Below are 15,664 nucleotides of genomic sequence, written 5' to 3' on the forward strand. Positions count from 1 at the left end.
GCCCCGAGCGGGATCCGCGACTGGGGGGTAAGCGACATGGGTGACGCCCGGGAGGGGGGCCCGGAACCCGATCGATCTCGTCCTGGCGTTCGGGTTCGAGACCAACCCGCTCTCGGCGGCCCGGTGGCTGTGTCAGCAGATGGGAAACGACCCCGAGGACCTGGGCTGGAACGACGGGGGCGCGATCGGCGCCGAAATCGCCGCGCGGATCCTGGGAGCGCGCACGGTGATCGAGACGGAGGGCGGTGCCCTGATCGACACCGAGACCGGAGAGGTGATTCAGCGGCCGACCAGCGCGACGAGCGCACCGGACGATCCGATCGGGTCCGACTTCGAGTTCGGAGACACGGCGCGGCCGGACGGTCTGATCGGCCAGATCACCGATTGGATCGAAGCCACCTCGCGCACCCCGAATCGCCCGCTGGCCATGACGGCGGCCATCGCGGTGATGTGCGGGATCTGCTCCCGGCACCTGAAGGGGCCGACCGAGTCGGCGAGTCACCTCTACCTCGTGAACCTTGCGGCCACGGCGGTCGGCAAGGACTGGCCGATGAAGGCGATCGACCGGATCCTGACCGCGGCCGGCCTCAGCTCGCTCAGCCAGTCGGGCAAGTTCAAGTCCGACACCGCCATCGAACTGATGCTGAAGTCCTTCCGCACCTCGATCGCTACGGTCGACGAGATCGGCGCGTCGATCTTCGCGAAAATGGGCAACCGCCGGGCCAGTTCGCACGAGAGTAGCATCAGCGCGGTCCTGCGCGAGCTGTGGTCGGTGCAGCCCGACGACGTTTGGAAGACGTCCGCCCGCGCGGGCGAGCAGGCCGTGTCCCTCGCTTCCCCGGCCCTCACGCTGATGGGCGCCTCGACCCTGAACGAGTTCTACAAGAGCCTCACCAGCACCTCGATCGACAACGGCTTGCTCAACCGGTTCACGGTGATCATGGCCGATCCGGGCGTCGAGGAGCGTGACCCGCTGCTCGACCGTACGGTGATCCCGGAGGGGATCGTGCGGGATCTCAAGGCGATCTTGCCCAGCGTCGGGAATCTGGACGCGATGAACGCGCTCTTCGGCGAGCGCCAGCCGCGCGTGCACCAGATTGTATGGGACACGCCCGAGGCCGGCGCCGCGCATCTGAATTTAGCCCGCCGCATCATGCGGTGGCGGGAGAGCGACGAGACCGCCAGCCCGTTCCTGGGCCGAACCGCCGAGATGGCCGTTCGTCTGGCCATGCTGCACGCGGTCGGCCGCGTCGGGCGCACAGCCCGCGTGACGGAGCGCGACTACCGCTGGGGCGCCTCGGTCGCCATGGGCTCGGCCCGGTTCATGATCGAGGAAGCCTCTCTGCGGATTGGCGACACCGAATTCCAGTCCAATACGCGCCTCGTCCTCTCGTTCATCAAGGGTGCCAAGGACGGTCAGATGAAGCGGTCCGAGATCACCCGGAAGGTCGACGGGCGCTGGGAACCGGCCATGACCGACAAGATCCTGCGCGGCCTCGCCGAGGGTGGTCAGATCGCGATCAAGAAAGGCGACAGCTCGAAGGAAGGCGGGCGCAAGCCCGATGTCTACGTGTGGCTTAAGGAGAAGCGCGGATGATTGCGTGTTTGGCTTGAGAGACAAAATATATCCCCGGCTGCAGCGATCTGGCACGCCGCCGCCGGGGATTGACACTGCTCAGGAAGGAATGGTGCCCCTGATTTAGTAGTTGTCTCTTCGGCTATCCTCCAGATCCTTGGCCGCGGTTTCTCTCAAGCGGCGAGCACGCTCGAATGCCGCAGCGGTTTCATTTTTGATGCGCTGTTCGTCCAGTTTCGCAGCCGCCAGATCAGCTTCCCTTCGAGTCTTAGCAAGCTCAAGATCGAGCGTTCGGCTGCTATCTTGAAGCGCCTTTTGTCGCTCGGCCTGTTCTTTCGCATTTTTGCGGCTGTTGTTCTCAATCATGAGCAGCGTTTCGGCGTCATCAGCCCGCAATCCAGCCAGCCGCGCTTGTTTGTCTGACCAAACAACTGCCTGAGGTCGCAAATAGGCGAACAACAAAGCCAGGATGAAGCTTGGTATGACGATCACGCCAGCCCATCCTGAGAAGACAGACCAAGTTTCAAAGGTGCCGATCAGCCACTGTGAGCCAATCAGACCGACGCATGCTCCGCAGACGCACGCTGATACAACTGCGGCCAAAACTGTGATTTGAGGAACGAGCCAAGCAAAGCGGCCCATTGCGACCTCACGCTCTCACCGATGGGACGAGGTTACCACCAGCTTGAGTCGCATCACCTCGCCTTAAAGACCAAAGCTTGGCAGTAAGCTGCACCCCTTGACTTTGAGCCGTACCAACCAGTTTGGACACATTGCTCGGGGACAAAGAATCATAGGCGCTTGCCTTTCCCGCCGGCCATCGCAGGCTGCTGCCATGGCACCGACCGCACAAGTAGTTCTCATCATCGTCGCCGGCCTGATCGCCTTCGCGGTGCTGTTCCGCGATGAGATCCGCAGGCGGCTTCAGGATCTCCGGAACGTCACGTTCCCCGGCGGCAGCGCCGATCTGACCGGTAATGAGGCCATGGCCCAGATCGAGGCGCAGAAGCGCGCGCCCGAAGCCGAGACCTTGCCCGTACCGACCGCGCAACCTGACCCGAGCCCGCCGCAGCTGCCGGCGCCAAGCGTTGTGTTCGAGCCGATCGAATCAGACCTCCGGCGTCGGATCGAGACGAGCATCCCCGGCAATCTCACTGTGCAGATGGCCTGGGCGGTCAGGCTGGCTGCCCAGGCTCAGGTCGAGCGGGACCACGAGATGACGTACCGCTTGATCTTCGGAAGCCAGATCGCGGCGCTGAAGGTGCTGAACGTGCGCAGCCCCATCACCGTCGCGCTGGCCCGAGAATTTTACCTCAAGACCGCCGTCCAGCATCACCCCGACGTTTTCAAGCCCACAGACTTCGAGCCCTGGGCCGATTACCTCCTGACGCGCGGGCTCGTGGTCGTGGAGAAGCAGCCGGTCGACGACGATACGCTCGTCGCGCTGGCGCCTCTCGGCCGTGATTTCCTGATGTTCATGACCGGGCGGGGGCTATCGGAGAATAAGATCTACTGACGGCCCGCCGCGGGGTTTCCCGTTTCGCTCAGAGGTCGCGGGCGCCCGGCGGCCGGAGAAGGCGGACCTCGCCCATGCGCTGCAGCGTGAGCACCGAGCCATTCTGGTGCGTGCAATGGTAGTTGGCCTCGCCCAGGATGCTGAGATCGGGCGCGCCGATGACGCGGCGGACGATATGGCCCTTGGGCTGTCGCAGGGCTTCCTCGATGGTCATCAGCGGCTCCCGGCTGCGTGTGCACGCTGGTCGCCCACGTTTCCCTCGAATCCCTAAGACGAGGTCGACCGTGGTCCCAGCACCCCGCGAGGGTATGGCTGACTGGGCCAGGAGTCGAGACGTGGGCGGCCCATTTCGCGGGTGTGGTTCCTGCGGAAGATCCTTCGGAAATGGCCTCGATCTCCGAAAGAACTAGCTTGGCCGTACGGAGATCCTTCGGGAATTCGGGTTTGAATTCGGGTCCGTTTTCCGCAGGAACGAGGGGGGGCTAAGTCTCTATAATATATATACTCTATCTCTCCCTCTCCCTCTCTCTGGTTATTTCAGTTCCTTCGGAGTCTCTCTCTCTCTTATGTCTCTCGGGGGGGCTCTATAAGAAACGCTCCGAAATTCCCGCAAAAACCGCAAGAACTGCCCGACCGCACTTCGTGGGACGAATTCCCACGCAATGCTTCCCCTGACCGGGTCCGATGCGGTAGAACCCCGGCGCGCATTCCCGATCGTGACCGCGGCGACCCTGAGAGGCCGCCGACGATGACCAACAAGCAACGCCGTGCCCTGCGCCGTGAGCGGGAGCGCGAGCGCCGTCGCCACCGTGCGATCCGGCAGACCGTCGCCGTGCACATGAATTCCGTCCGCTCGGGCGCCTACGCGGGAGCCCGGGAAGAGCAGGACCGCTTCGTCGTGGACGCCACGCGCACGTGGTACGTGATCCGGACCCTGCCCCGGTGGGCGAGCCGCGCGGCCGAGCAGATCCGCGAGAGCGGGACGCCGGTGTTCGAGGCCCGCGAGGCCATCCGGCTGGTCAGCGATATCGGCAAGCAGCGCCTCGCCCTGATCCCGATCCTGCGCCGGACGATCTTCGTTGGCGTGACCGACTGGCAGGAGCTGCGCCACGTGGAGAGCCATCCCGGCATCCGGGACGATCTCACGGGGTTCGGGCGGTCCGGCGTGGTGCAGATGCCCGGCGGTGGCCCGATGATGATCGATGCTCGGGAGCTGCAGAACTTCGCGGATTCCATCACAGGATGGGGCGTTGATGTAGAGCGCGCCCGCAAGCTCTTGTTCGATGTAGGCGATCTCGTCCGCGTCGTCGATGGCCCGTTCGAGGGATATTCCGGCACCGTCGAGGCTACGGATTCAGAGGAATCACGCGTGAAAGTCGGGATCGATATCTTCGGTCGGACGACCAACGCAGAATTCGACGCGAACCAGCTCGAAAAAGTTTGACACGACCGGATCGGCTCGCGTATTGGTCATTCCTGACGTTGGAGCCACTAGCCCACCGTCACTGGCTCGGTTCTCCCTTGGACTACCGCTCCGCGGAGCGAATGCGCCATAACCGAGGCGAAGCTTCGTCCGGGTCTTTTAAAGGACCCCAGCGAGGCGATGGGCTTATTGCGCCCAAATTTCTGAGACCTTTTCAGCTTCGCCTTTTCGGTCTCTCTCCCCGGTTTTGGTTCGCCTTCTCAACTTGCCTCGGCCGCCTGACCGCGTGCCGGGGCATTTTGTTGTGGGCCCTCGCCTGCGGCGTGGAGCAGCTCGGTCAGCTCGTCAGGCTCATAACCTGAAGGTCGCCGGTTCAAATCCGGCCGCCGCACCCAGTCCATTTGAGGCCCTCGCGATGTCAAACGCCGATCGCCAAGACCTGCGCCGCTTCGCCATCGAGACCGCGACGAGCACCGTGCTGTGCGACGACCTCGAAGGGTTCACCCAGGTGGTGATGGCTGCCGCGATCATCGAGAATTACGTCCTCCACGGCATCGCCGGTTTCAAGGTCGCCGACGAGGACGGAACCGAGTCGTACTCGGGACGCCACTGACCGGTGCCCGTGTCGGAACCCGCGCTCAGCGCCTTTCGACCGCGGCCCCCCCGGAGCGCACCCCTCGATGTGGTGCTGTCCGAAGACTTTGACGATCTGATTCCGACCGAGATCGATCAAGCCTGGATCCGCCTAGACATCGACCGCACTCCGCCGCCCTGGACCGGACAAGTCTTCGACGCGGCAGATCGCGCGAGACCGGACTGATGGACCGCTCCGAAGCCGGGATCGTCTGGCTCTGGCTGCCCGTACACTTCACCCTCGCGTGGCTCGTCGCCGGCCTGGATCTTATTGCCGGAGCACAGCGATGATCCCTGTCGCGATCTTCACCGCACCGCGCCCGGCCGATCAGCCGACCGCGCAAACCGACCGTCAGCACCTCGCTCGCTTGGCTCAGGCTGATCGCTGGGCGGTGCTGCATCGACCCGAATCCCAGGTCGCACCGACCGTGCCCCTGTGGCGGGTCCGTGCGGCTGCCGGCCTGCGCATCCGCTGAGCGATGTTCGACATCCTCATCGCCGAGCTGCGCAACGAGCTGAAAGAGCTGCGCACCGCGCTGCATCGCCGGCACGACCGCTTCACCGACCAGATCCACGAGATCTACGTCCACCTGCATCGCCAGGAGTCCCGCATGTCCGCTGCTTCCGATGCCCTGATGAAGGCGCTCACCGATCTGTCCGCGAAGCTCGCCCCGGCGATCTCGGACATCAAGGCGCAGAACGCTGCCGCGGTGGCTGCTCAGGCCGCTCAGGATGATGCCGCGTTCAAGCAGGCCACCGATACGGTCAACGCCATGCTCGACCAGCTCGTCCCGCACGCCGATGCGGTCGTGCAGCTGGCTGGCGCCGTCGCCGATGGTTCGGGCACCGCCAAGCCTGTCGCGACCGTGACGCCTGACGTCGCCACCGCCGATCCCGTTCCCGCCGCACCCAGCACCTCTGCCGACGCTGCCGCGGCTGCCCCCGCCTCGTCCAGCGACGCCCCGGCCTCCGATGAGGTGACGGGCGATCACGCTGATCACTGAACACCTGGAGATCACCCATGGCCGATGAACTGAAGCCCGGTACCGGCGCGGTCGATTCCCCGCTCCACCCGGCCGCCCCGCACAACGTATCTGAGACCGCAACCAGCGATCCGACCGGCCGTCTGGCTGGCGGCGTTGGCCCCGCGGTGAATATGCCCGATGGCGCCATGTCGACGGCGGCCCCGGGCGAGGCTCCCGAGCCGCTCCTGCAGGCTGAGGCCGGCCACCCGATCGTCGAGGACGATGCGGCTGAGCACCCGGCCGTGGACGAGCGCACGGCGGACTGACCGCCCGTGCGGTTCTACGTCTACCAGCTTATCGACCCGCGGGATCGCCTGCCGTTCTACGTCGGCAAGGGCACCGGCAATCGGGCGTGGCAACACGAAGCTGAGGTCCGCTGCGGCCGGCGTGGCTGTAACCCGCAGAAGCGGGCGCGCATCGCGGCAATTCTCGCTGAAGGCTTCTCGGTCGGTGTCGACATCATCGAGCGCTACGAGTGCGAGTCTGACGCCTACGACCACGAGATCGAACTCATCGCACTCACTCCCGGCTTGCTGAACGCGACTGCGGGCGGTGAGGGTTGCCCTCTGAGCCACGCCGAAGCTCAGAGACGTGCCGCCGCTCGCGCTCTTCGTGCCGCCCAGCGAAAGGGCGCTGAGGCGCGCCATTGGCTCAAGGACTGGCTTCGCCGTGCTGATGCATGGGCTGGAGCGACGATTCCCGGACACCCTCAGGGCGATCTTCTCGCCGATCGATTCATCGCCGACGTGCGCGCGCTTCTGCTGAAGTAGTCGAGGGTAGCGGTATGCGCGGATCAAAGCCCGGCGAGCGTCGCGGCGGTCGTCAGAAGGGCACGCCCAACAAAGTCACCGGCCTCCTCAAGGACGCCATCCTCCAAGCTGCCGAGGCCGCTGGGGGCGAAGCCGGGTTGGTCGGCTACTTGACCATCCAGGCCACCGAGAACCCCGCCGGTTTCATGACACTGCTCGGCAAGGTCCTGCCAATGCAGGTAACCGGCGAAGGCGATGGCCCGATCAAAATCGTCATCAACGGCGACGACGCCAACCTTTAGCCAGCCAGCACCCGGCTCACTTGGGTCGCGGACCATTGACCACCGCGGGCTGACAGCACGCCTCGACCGTTCAGTTCGGCGGCGATGCCGCGCAGCGTCGTGACACCGCCGGCCTGGACGGCCGCAATCGTTTTTCGGATCTGAGCCTTGCCCGCATCGGCCTTGGCCATCCGCGTGGCCATCCCTTTCGCCAGGGAAGCCGCGGGACGGGGATTGCCGAGCCGCTTGCCCTCAGATGCCAAGCGGGTCCGTTTGGCCGCCAGGGCCGCTCTCGTGCGCTCCGAGATCATCCGAGCTTCCTCCTCGGCCAGGGCCGCGTAGATGTGTAGCTCGAACGGCTTGGCGTCCGGGCGGTCCACGGCCACGAACTTGACGCCGCTTTCCATAAGGTTGGCGATAAACGAGACCTTACGAGCCAATCTATCAAGTTTCGCGATCAATAAGACAGACTGCGTTGCCTTTGCATGCGCAAGAGCGGCGCGCAGTTGCGGGCGACTACTATTTCTCCCGCTCTCCACCTCGGCGAATTCGGCGACCACCGCGCCCTTGTTCTTGGCGTAGTCCGCCACGGCCTCGCGCTGAGCCTCGATTCCGAGGCCTCGGATGCCCTGCTTGCCCGTCGAGACGCGGACGTAGGAAACGAAGCTCATGGCGTCCCATTACGTATTGGGTGTTACGAGATGTAACAGGCCTGATCGGGATGTCCAGACACGGTTCTGAATCCCGGTGACCCAGCCGACCTTCAAGCTCACCGAGAAGCAGACCGAGGCCAACGCCATCCTGGCCAGCCCCGCCCGGCACATCCTGCTGCGCGGTGGGTCGCGGTCCGGCAAGACGTTCCTCATTTGCCGTGCCCTGCTCATCCGGGCGCTCAAGGCTAAGGGATCGACCCACGCGGTCCTGCGACAGCACTTCAATCACCTGAAGTTTTCGATCATTTTCGACACGATGCCCAAGGTGGCGCGGCTCTGCTATCCGGGCCTCGATCTGCACCTGGACAAGACGGACTGGTTCCACGAACTCCCGAATGGCTCGCGGATCATCTACGGCGGCCTCGACGACAAGGAACGCGCCGACAAGATCCTGGGCCAGGAGCACTCGTCGATCTTCCTCAACGAGGCGAGCCAGATCAGCTACGGCGCCCGCAACAAGGCGGTCACCCGACTGGCCCAGACGTCCGGCCTCGCCCTTAAGGAATACGTCGACTGCAACCCGCCGTCCGTGAGCCATTGGACGTACCGGCTCTGGTACCAGAAGGTCGAACCGAACGGTGGCGAAGAGCTTGCGGATCCGGAGGCTTACGCTTCGATCCAGATGAACCCGGCGGACAATCTCGCCAACCTGCCGGACACCTACCTCACACAGCTGCAATCCCTGCCCGAGAAGGATCGCAAGCGATTCCTTCACGGTGAGTTCCTCGCCCAGGTCGACAACGCGCTTTGGTCTCTCGACATCCTCGACCGGAAGCGTGAACGGCGCTGGAGCAGCGAATCCGAGCGGCAGGCGCTGATCGAGCGGATGCAGCGGATCGTCGTGGCGATCGACCCGTCCGGCTGTGCCGGTATCGAGGATCAGCGGAGCGACGAGATCGGTCTCGTGGTCTGCGGCGTCGACTTCGCCGGCCAGGGCTACCTCCTGGAAGATCTCAGCGGCCGGTACTCGCCGGAGGGTTGGGCCCGCGTCGCGATCAGCGCCTTCGAGAGCTGGCGCGCCGACACGATCATCGCCGAGAAGAACTTCGGCGGCGCAATGGTCGAGAGCACCATCCGCACGGCGAGCCAGTATGCGCCCGTGAAGCTCGTCACGGCGAGCCGCGGGAAGAAGGTTCGTGCCGAGCCCGTGGCCGCGCTCTACGAGCAGGGCAAGATCACCCACGTCGGGGCCTTCCCTGAGATCGAAGAGCAGTACCTGAATTTCTCCACCGCCGGCTATCAGGGCGGCCGTTCGCCCGACCGGGCTGACGCGGCTGTCTGGGGCCTCACCGAGCTGATCGTCGAGCAGGTCTCGCTGATCGAGCTGTATTCGAGGCTCGCGGGCTAACCATGGCCAACACATCCGCGCCCGCGCGGGCCCGGATTCGCGTGCCTGCCGGCTCTCAGCCCTCGACCTATACGGTCGATACCTACCAGAACGTCGTGGCCCGCCTGGGCGTCGGCGCGCAGAACCTCCAGTCAGCCGGCACCTACGGCTACAACCCGGTCACCAATAACCGGATGCTCCTGGACTGGATGTATCGGGGCAGTTGGATCGTCGGCAAAGTCGTCGATGTCGTCGCCGAGGACATGACCCGGGCCGGGGTGAAGATCACCTCGACCCTCGATCCGGCCGATATTGCAGCGATCCACGACGGCGCCCGCAACTGGGGCGTCTGGGATAGCCTCGCGGACGGCATCAAATGGAGCCGGCTCTACGGCGGCGCGATCCTCGTCATCCTGATCGATGGCCAAGACCCGGCGACGCCGCTCAACGTCAGCACGGTCGGGCGTGGCCAGTTCCGCGGTCTGCTGCCTCTCGATCGCTGGATGATCCAGCCGTCTCTCACGGAAGCCGTACGCGACCTCGGGCCCGATCTTGGGAAGCCCGTCTACTACGATGTCACCGCAAGCGCCCCGGCGTTTCAGGGTGAGCGGGTCCACTACACCCGCGTCATCCGCCTCGAAGGGATCAAGCTCCCGTTCTGGCAGGCGCAGACCCAGCAAGGCTGGGGCCTCAGCGTCGTCGAGCGGATGTACGACCGTCTCCTCGCCTTCGACAGCACCACGTCCGGTGCCGCTCAGCTGGTCTTCAAGGCGTACCTGCGCACGTACAAGGTCGAGGGCCTGCGCCAGATCCTCGGCGGCCCTGAAGCCGCTCAGAAGGGCCTGATGGCCCAGCTGGATGCCATCCGCGCCTACCAGTCCACAGAGGGTCTCACCCTCATGGACGCGAAGGACGAGATGACGGCGTTGACCTACTCGTTCGGCGGACTGTCGGACGTCCTGGCGCGCTTCGAGGAACAGATCTCCGGCGCGGCCGACATCCCGTTGGTTCGCATGTTCGGCCAGTCGCCGGCCGGCTTCTCCACGGGCGAGGCGGATCTTCGGACCCACTATGACGGCATCAACGCGCAGCAGAACGCCCGCCTGCGCCCCGGCGTGAAGCGGGTCTACGAGCTTCTGTGCCGGTCCGAGTTGGGCGTCGAGCCCCCGGACGGCTTCTCTATCGCCTTCGAGCCCCTGTGGCAGCTGTCGGCGTCCGAGCGGGCGACGATCGCCAAGACCAACGCCGACACGATCCTCGCGGCGGAAGCCCAGGGCACGATCACCCATGAGGTCGCGCTGAAGGAACTGAAGGGCCAGTCCGAAGAGACCGGCATCTTCACGAACATCACCGACGCCGACATCGCGGAGGCCGAAGCTGAGCCGCCCGCGCCCGAGCAGAGCGACCTGAACCCGCCGGGGCCCGACGAGATCGATGCCGACGCCCCAGCCAGCCCCGCCGCGCCCGTACCGCCTATCGACGGCTCACGCCTGCCCGGCCTGTCTCCGGCCGCGTAGCCTGACCACGGACGAGGCCCGGCCCATCGGGGCCCGGTCCGCGTTCATCCGGGCCCAAAAGGTCGAGCGCACCTACGTAACCCAGCTGCGGAAGATCGCCCGCCACGTCGGCGACATCGTCCGCGGCTTCGACGTCCAGGATCTGCCGGCTGCCCAGCGCGTGCAGGCGCTCCTGGACCGCTACGCCACCACACTCGCCCCATGGGCTGAAGCCGTGGCCAAGCGGATGGTCACCGAGGTCGCGGCCCGGGACGAAAGGGCCTGGTTTCGGGTCGCCCAGATGATGGGCACGGGCCTGAAGCGGGAGATCGCTCAGGCCCCGACCGGCGCCGTGATGCGCGCCCGGATGGCCGAGCAGGTGACCCTGATCACCTCGTTGCCGACCGAGGCCGGCCAGCGGGTCCACGATCTGACGATCGCCGGGATCAGCGAGGGCCGCCGCGCCGCCGACATCGCGGCCGAGATTCAGAGGACCGGCGAGGTCACCGAAAGCCGGGCCATGCTGATCGCTCGCACCGAGGTCTCGCGCACCGCGACCGAACTGACCAAGGCCCGGGCCGAGCATATCGGCTCCACGCACTTCATCTGGCGGACGGCCGGGGATTCCGACGTTCGCGCCACGCACAAGGCCCTGAACGGCCAGACGTTCCGATGGGACGAACCGCCGGAATGTGATCCCGGTCATCACGCCCTGCCCGGCGGCATCTGGAATTGCCGTTGTTACGCCGAGCCGGTGATCCCGGATCTTTAGCCCAGTGTCCCGTTCTTCGTTAGCCTGTAGATCTCGCGGAACGCCGCCTCGATCTGCAGCCGCTTGTGCTCATGACCTTCAGAGGCATCGATTTTTAGAGCCAAGCTCACCGCTTTGTCGGTGAAGATCGAATTTCGACACGCCTCCTGAAGCCCCGCGCAAGCATCCACCTGTCGTCGAGCCGCCTCGGCGAGTTCCTTATCCAGTGCGTCCATCGTCCGCTCCTCTTTGCCCGGCGGACATATGGGGTGCCGACCCCTGATCTGTGAGGAGACCGCCATGAGCGTTCTCGGCGTCGTCGGGGTCGTCCTCGGCACCCTCTTTGTCCTCGGCAGCCTCGCCGTGGGCGGCCTGTTCCTCGCGTACCTCTACGCGGACGGGTTCCGGCACTGACCGTGACACCGTTCCTCGACCTTCTGCCGGAGCCGCCACGGCTGAACTTTCTGGCGCCGGCAAACCTGGGCAGCAAGCGTGAGCAGACACCGGCCGGCTACCTGATGATCCGGGATGTCGCCATCGCAAGAACCGGCCCGCAGGACTACCGCGCCGACGAGATCCCGATCGAGCCCGGCCCGCTGGGCTACATCGTGGTCGAGCGCGAACCCGAGGACGTGTTCGACCCCGCCACCCTCGCATCGTTCGAGGGCGTGCCGATCACCGACGATCACCCGACGATGATGGTCGGGCCCGAGAATTACCGAGATCACCTCGTCGGCGTGATCAGCAACGTCCGCCGCGGCGAGGGTTCACAGTCTCACCTAATGCTCGCCGACGCGCTGATCTATTGCGCGGACGCCATCGAAAAGATCGAGCAGGGCAAACGCCAAGTCTCGTGCGGTTACGAGGCCGATTACGTCCGCCTCGAAGCCGGCCGCGGCAAGCAGATCAACATCACCGGCAACCATCTCGCCATCGTCGACCGCGGCCGCTGTGGGCCGATCTGCGCCTTCGGCGATTCCCATTCGGAGCCCCCCATGAAGAACACCGCCACGGCCACCGCGATCCCCGGCCGCGTCCCCTCCGTTCGCGCCCGTGGCCTGGATCGCAAGGCTCGCGCCTTCGACCGTGCCTTTCGCGCCTTCCGTGACGATGACGTGGACGCGTTCGTCGAAGAGATGACCGAGGCCGTCACCCAGGCGGTCGAGCAGGCTGTCGAAGAGACGGTCGCCGAGAACGTCGTCGAGGCGCCCGCCGCGCAGACCGACGAGGATGCCCCGGACGCCAACGCGACCGTCGAGGCGCTCACCGCCCGGCTGCAGGCCCTGGAGGCCAAGGTCGAGGAACTCTGCGCCCAGCGCAAGGATGAGCCGGCCACTGAGGACGCCAAGACCGACGACGCGGATCCGACTGAGGGCGAGACCGGCGAGGAAGACCCGACCGTCACCGCAGCGCCCGAGCCCGAGATGGTCACCGACGCGGCCTTCCGCGACACGGCGGCGCGCGCTGAAATCCTCTCCCCCGGCCTGCGCATGCCGACCAGCGATGGTCTGCGGGATGCCGCCGCCCGTGGTGGTGCCATCCTGGCCCACAAGCGCCGGGCGCTGACCGATTACTTCAAGAACCACGCCGACATGGCTCCGGCCATCCTCGGCCTGAAGGCCGCGCCGGACTTCGCGAAGATGGCTCCGGCCTCGGTGCACCTCGCCTTCGTCGGAGCCTCGAACGCGGTCCGCGCGGCCAACAACGCGCGCGTCACCAACCGCATTCTCGTCGGCGACACGAAGCCCGAGGGCCGCATGACGGCCGCCGAGCGCAACCGTCTCAACCGCGAGTTCTGGGCGTCCAAGGGCGCCTGATCCCCCAACACAGCCACGTGGCCCGCCGTGATGGCGCGCTAGGCCCCTAGAAGGACTTTCAAATGGTCGCCTACACCTACCGCATGCCTGCGGGCATCGCCGGCACCGTTCACCGTATCGAAGCCGCGACGATCGAGCCGCAGGAGACGGATCCCACGAATCCGCCGACCGCTTATGGCGTGCCGGTGAAGATCGTCGCGGGTCGCATGCAGCCGCTCGCGGCCGGTGACGCCCTCGGCGCGATCTATGGCTTCAACGTCCGCGACTTCCCGGGCGTCGCCAGCCAGGATCCGCTCGGCACCTCCACCCCGCCGGCCAAGGGCGGCATGTCCGTTCTGAAGCGCGGCTACCTGAACGTCACGCTGAACGGCTCGACCGCGGCTGTGAAGGGCGGACCCGTCTACGTCCGCGTCGCCACGCCTGCCTCTGGCAAGCCGATCGGTGGTGTCGAGGCTGCGGCTGACGGCGCGAATACCGTCGTTCTGCCGAGCAACTCGTACTTCATGGGTCCGGCGGATGCCTACGGCAACACCGAGATCGCCTTTAACATCTAAGTACTTCAGGGAGACGCGCCCCGTCGCGCAGCCCTTCGCCCAATAAAGCCACCTGGGCAGTGGCCTTGGCCCGCAGTGATTGCGCGCCCGTCCCCCTGATGGAGCCTCCTCTAATGCAGACGTACGACCAGTACACCATCGACTCGACTGGCAACTTCCTCATCGGCCAGCTCGAAAAGCTGGATCCGAAGCTCAACAAGCCCCTGATGACCTTCACGTGGTCGCGCGACGTCGACCTCCGTGAGGATATCACGATCGCGAACGACACCGCGTCGTTCCTCCTGGCCGGCTACGCCGAGACCGGTGGCATGTCCCCGAACGGCATCTCCTGGATCAGCCAGGGTACGGATGCCATCAGCGGCGTCGCGGTGGATGTCGGCAAGACCCCGCAGCCCCTGCACCTGTGGGGCAAAGAGTTGAAGTGGACCGTCATCGATCTCGCCAAGTCTCAGGCGCTCGGTGAAGGTATTGACGTCACCTACTACGACGTCATGCAGAAAGCCTACAATCAGAACGTCGATCAGGTGGTCTACACCGGCGACACGCTGAAGGGTTTCACGGGCCTCGCCAACAGCTCTTACGTGTCGAACATCGCCAACGTGGCGACCGCCGGTTCGCAGAGCCCGACCAGCAACAGCTCCTCGACCAAGTTCGCGGACAAGCTCCCCGTCCAGGTCCTGGCGGACATCAACGAGATCCTGAACTCGGCATGGCAGGCGTCCGCCTGGGCCGTGTTCCCGAACCGCCTGCTCGTTCCCCCGGGCACGATGGCCTACCTCACCTCCACGATCATCTCGGTGAACGGCAATGCCGGTGGCATCTCGCTGATGCAGTTCATCCGCGAGAACAACATCGCGGTGGCCCAGGGCGAAGAGCTGCAGATCCTCCCCTGCAAGTGGCTCAACGGCCGCGGCACGGGCGGCACGGCCGGTGACCCGACCACGGTCAACCGCATGGTCGCCTACCACAAGTCTCCGGACTACGTCCGCTACCCGCTGACCGATCTGCAGCGCACGCCGCTGGAGTACAAGAGCATCTACCAAGCCACGACCTACTACGGTCGTCTTGGCCAGATGGAATTCATCTACCCGGAGACCTTCGCCTACCGCGACGGCATCTGAGCAAGACGCCGGGCTGGCCTTCTGCCGCCCGGACGTGACGGCAATCCCCCTCGAACATCTCAGGCGGCCCGCATGCCCACCCTTCACGTGGTCAAGCCCTTCAACCTGCTTCTGAATCCAGAGGAGCAGAAGGCGATCGGCGCGGCCGGCCCGATGGTGCGCTTCGGCGTGGGCCGTCACGATGACGTGCACGACCTGATCGCCGAGCACCCCTACGCGCAGCTGCACCTCGGTGACGAGAATGCCGCGGCGACCTCGGCGACGCCGGTGAGCGGGAATTCGCTGGCCGTCGAACTGGACGCTGCGGTTCGGCGCGCGGAGGCGGCCGAGAAGGCTCTTGAAGACGAGCGTGCCGCGCACGCCGAAACCCGGGCCCAGCTCGCTGAGGCGCACGAGATCACGGCCTCGGCTGGCGAGGCGGCGTCCTCGGACGATGACGCTTCGGACGACGATCACGCTGAGATCTCGATCCGCCACAAGGGCCGCGGCCTGTTCGCGGTCTATCGGGGCGAAGAGCAGATCACCGAGCCGATGCCGAAGGTCGAGGCGAACCAGCGCAAGGCCGAGATCCTGGCAGCCGGCGAGCCGTGACCGTCACCCTGGCCAGCTTTCGAGCGGCCTTCCCCGAGTTCGCGGCGTATCCGGACACGGCCGTGACCTACAACCTCGGTCTGGCCGGTCG

The 15,664-nt window shown here is 65.6% G+C and carries 20 protein-coding genes and 1 tRNA gene; 17 read left to right on the top strand and 4 right to left on the bottom strand.

Features of this window, described 5'->3' with window-relative positions; translation table 11 throughout:
• Window positions 1-40 precede the first annotated feature (40 nt).
• Window positions 41-1,597 carry a DUF3987 domain-containing protein gene (locus tag I53_RS06580; RefSeq protein WP_043348137.1) on the top strand — a complete coding sequence of 519 codons (1,557 nt, stop codon included), beginning with the start codon at window positions 41-43 and terminating at the stop codon, window positions 1,595-1,597.
• Between the two features lie 102 nt (window positions 1,598-1,699).
• On the opposite strand, the gene I53_RS33075 is transcribed toward I53_RS06580, so the two are convergent.
• Window positions 1,700-2,218, bottom strand: coding sequence for a hypothetical protein (locus I53_RS33075; protein ID WP_148291083.1), 519 nt, complete (start codon window positions 2,216-2,218; stop codon window positions 1,700-1,702).
• Window positions 2,219-2,321: 103 nt separating this feature from the next.
• Between I53_RS33075 and I53_RS06585 the strand changes: the two genes are divergently transcribed.
• Window positions 2,322-3,092: a hypothetical protein gene (locus I53_RS06585; RefSeq protein ID WP_148291084.1), complete on the top strand. Its 771-nt coding sequence runs from the start codon at window positions 2,322-2,324 to the stop codon at window positions 3,090-3,092.
• A gap of 28 nt (window positions 3,093-3,120) precedes the next feature.
• Here I53_RS06585 and I53_RS06590 read toward each other — a convergent pair whose 3' ends face one another.
• Window positions 3,121-3,306, bottom strand: coding sequence for a hypothetical protein (locus I53_RS06590; protein WP_043348142.1), 186 nt, complete (start codon window positions 3,304-3,306; stop codon window positions 3,121-3,123).
• A 534-nt stretch (window positions 3,307-3,840) separates the two neighbouring features.
• Here I53_RS06590 and I53_RS30345 point away from each other — a divergent pair.
• The 8 genes from I53_RS30345 to I53_RS06630 all read left to right on the top strand — a co-directional run bounded on the left by I53_RS30345 (window position 3,841) and on the right by I53_RS06630 (window position 7,224).
• Window positions 3,841-4,536 carry a KOW motif-containing protein gene (locus tag I53_RS30345; protein WP_051044704.1) on the top strand — a complete coding sequence of 232 codons (696 nt, stop codon included), beginning with the start codon at window positions 3,841-3,843 and terminating at the stop codon, window positions 4,534-4,536.
• A 296-nt stretch (window positions 4,537-4,832) separates the two neighbouring features.
• Window positions 4,833-4,910, top strand: a tRNA-Met gene (locus I53_RS06600).
• 20 nt (window positions 4,911-4,930) lie between these two features.
• Window positions 4,931-5,128 (top strand): hypothetical protein, encoded by a 198-nt coding sequence (locus I53_RS06605; protein WP_043348145.1) that lies wholly within the window; start codon window positions 4,931-4,933, stop codon window positions 5,126-5,128.
• A 307-nt stretch (window positions 5,129-5,435) separates the two neighbouring features.
• Window positions 5,436-5,624 (top strand): hypothetical protein, encoded by a 189-nt coding sequence (locus I53_RS06610; protein ID WP_043348148.1) that lies wholly within the window; start codon window positions 5,436-5,438, stop codon window positions 5,622-5,624.
• A gap of 3 nt (window positions 5,625-5,627) precedes the next feature.
• Window positions 5,628-6,152: a hypothetical protein gene (locus I53_RS06615; protein WP_043348151.1), complete on the top strand. Its 525-nt coding sequence runs from the start codon at window positions 5,628-5,630 to the stop codon at window positions 6,150-6,152.
• Between the two features lie 17 nt (window positions 6,153-6,169).
• Window positions 6,170-6,439, top strand: a complete 270-nt coding sequence (locus I53_RS06620; RefSeq protein WP_043348154.1) for a hypothetical protein — start codon at window positions 6,170-6,172, stop codon at window positions 6,437-6,439.
• A gap of 6 nt (window positions 6,440-6,445) precedes the next feature.
• On the top strand, window positions 6,446-6,943 hold the full coding sequence (locus I53_RS30350) for a GIY-YIG nuclease family protein (protein WP_051044705.1): 498 nt from the start codon (window positions 6,446-6,448) through the stop codon (window positions 6,941-6,943).
• Window positions 6,944-6,957: 14 nt separating this feature from the next.
• Entirely contained in the window at window positions 6,958-7,224 is a 267-nt protein-coding gene (locus I53_RS06630; protein WP_043348156.1) for a hypothetical protein, read from the top strand.
• Here I53_RS06630 and I53_RS06635 read toward each other — a convergent pair.
• On the bottom strand, window positions 7,221-7,874 hold the full coding sequence (locus I53_RS06635; protein WP_043348160.1) for a recombinase family protein: 654 nt from the start codon (window positions 7,872-7,874) through the stop codon (window positions 7,221-7,223). The two genes, I53_RS06630 and I53_RS06635, sit on opposite strands and share 4 nt — an antisense overlap.
• A 76-nt stretch (window positions 7,875-7,950) precedes the next feature.
• On the opposite strand from I53_RS06635, the gene I53_RS06640 reads away from it, so the two are divergent.
• Genes I53_RS06640 through I53_RS06650 form a run of 3 tightly spaced genes read left to right on the top strand, consistent with a single transcriptional unit; the run spans window position 7,951 to window position 11,511 of the window.
• Entirely contained in the window at window positions 7,951-9,264 is a 1,314-nt protein-coding gene (locus I53_RS06640; protein ID WP_043348162.1) for a phage terminase large subunit, read from the top strand.
• A gap of 41 nt (window positions 9,265-9,305) precedes the next feature.
• Window positions 9,306-10,760: a DUF1073 domain-containing protein gene (locus I53_RS06645; protein WP_187294315.1), complete on the top strand. Its 1,455-nt coding sequence runs from the start codon at window positions 9,306-9,308 to the stop codon at window positions 10,758-10,760.
• On the top strand, window positions 10,678-11,511 hold the full coding sequence (locus I53_RS06650; protein ID WP_083935993.1) for a phage minor head protein: 834 nt from the start codon (window positions 10,678-10,680) through the stop codon (window positions 11,509-11,511). The genes I53_RS06645 and I53_RS06650 overlap by 83 nt, the downstream gene beginning before the upstream one ends.
• On the opposite strand, the gene I53_RS06655 is transcribed toward I53_RS06650, so the two are convergent.
• Complete coding sequence (locus tag I53_RS06655; protein ID WP_043348165.1) at window positions 11,508-11,726, bottom strand: hypothetical protein; 219 nt, start codon at window positions 11,724-11,726, stop codon at window positions 11,508-11,510. The genes I53_RS06650 and I53_RS06655 overlap by 4 nt on opposite strands.
• A 180-nt stretch (window positions 11,727-11,906) precedes the next feature.
• Between I53_RS06655 and I53_RS06660 the strand changes: the two genes are divergently transcribed.
• From I53_RS06660 to I53_RS06675, 4 genes are all read left to right on the top strand, one after another.
• Entirely contained in the window at window positions 11,907-13,307 is a 1,401-nt protein-coding gene (locus I53_RS06660; protein WP_043348167.1) for a DUF2213 domain-containing protein, read from the top strand.
• Between the two features lie 62 nt (window positions 13,308-13,369).
• The gene (locus I53_RS06665) at window positions 13,370-13,861 is read left to right on the top strand and encodes a hypothetical protein (protein ID WP_043348170.1); all 492 of its coding nucleotides are present in this window, start codon (window positions 13,370-13,372) and stop codon (window positions 13,859-13,861) included.
• Window positions 13,862-13,974: 113 nt separating this feature from the next.
• Window positions 13,975-14,982 (top strand): DUF2184 domain-containing protein, encoded by a 1,008-nt coding sequence (locus I53_RS06670; RefSeq protein ID WP_051044707.1) that lies wholly within the window; start codon window positions 13,975-13,977, stop codon window positions 14,980-14,982.
• A 72-nt stretch (window positions 14,983-15,054) separates the two neighbouring features.
• On the top strand, window positions 15,055-15,573 hold the full coding sequence (locus I53_RS06675; protein ID WP_043348175.1) for a hypothetical protein: 519 nt from the start codon (window positions 15,055-15,057) through the stop codon (window positions 15,571-15,573).
• Window positions 15,574-15,664 lie beyond the last annotated feature (91 nt).

Source organism: Methylobacterium sp. B1, assembly GCF_000333255.1.
In the GTDB taxonomy this organism is placed as follows: Bacteria; Pseudomonadota; Alphaproteobacteria; order Rhizobiales; family Beijerinckiaceae; genus Methylobacterium; species Methylobacterium fujisawaense.

Coding starts and splice junctions, on each gene's coding strand:
- I53_RS33075 (WP_148291083.1), bottom strand. CDS start 2,218: ATGGGCCGCTTTGCTTGGCTCGTTCCTCAAATCACAGTTTTGGCCGCA.
- I53_RS06590 (WP_043348142.1), bottom strand. CDS start 3,306: ATGACCATCGAGGAAGCCCTGCGACAGCCCAAGGGCCATATCGTCCGC.
- I53_RS30345 (WP_051044704.1), top strand. CDS start 3,841: ATGACCAACAAGCAACGCCGTGCCCTGCGCCGTGAGCGGGAGCGCGAG.
- I53_RS06605 (WP_043348145.1), top strand. CDS start 4,931: ATGTCAAACGCCGATCGCCAAGACCTGCGCCGCTTCGCCATCGAGACC.
- I53_RS06610 (WP_043348148.1), top strand. CDS start 5,436: ATGATCCCTGTCGCGATCTTCACCGCACCGCGCCCGGCCGATCAGCCG.
- I53_RS06615 (WP_043348151.1), top strand. CDS start 5,628: ATGTTCGACATCCTCATCGCCGAGCTGCGCAACGAGCTGAAAGAGCTG.
- I53_RS06620 (WP_043348154.1), top strand. CDS start 6,170: ATGGCCGATGAACTGAAGCCCGGTACCGGCGCGGTCGATTCCCCGCTC.
- I53_RS06630 (WP_043348156.1), top strand. CDS start 6,958: ATGCGCGGATCAAAGCCCGGCGAGCGTCGCGGCGGTCGTCAGAAGGGC.
- I53_RS06635 (WP_043348160.1), bottom strand. CDS start 7,874: ATGAGCTTCGTTTCCTACGTCCGCGTCTCGACGGGCAAGCAGGGCATC.
- I53_RS06650 (WP_083935993.1), top strand. CDS start 10,678: ATGCCGACGCCCCAGCCAGCCCCGCCGCGCCCGTACCGCCTATCGACG.
- I53_RS06655 (WP_043348165.1), bottom strand. CDS start 11,726: ATGGACGCACTGGATAAGGAACTCGCCGAGGCGGCTCGACGACAGGTG.
- I53_RS06665 (WP_043348170.1), top strand. CDS start 13,370: ATGGTCGCCTACACCTACCGCATGCCTGCGGGCATCGCCGGCACCGTT.
- I53_RS06670 (WP_051044707.1), top strand. CDS start 13,975: ATGCAGACGTACGACCAGTACACCATCGACTCGACTGGCAACTTCCTC.
- I53_RS06675 (WP_043348175.1), top strand. CDS start 15,055: ATGCCCACCCTTCACGTGGTCAAGCCCTTCAACCTGCTTCTGAATCCA.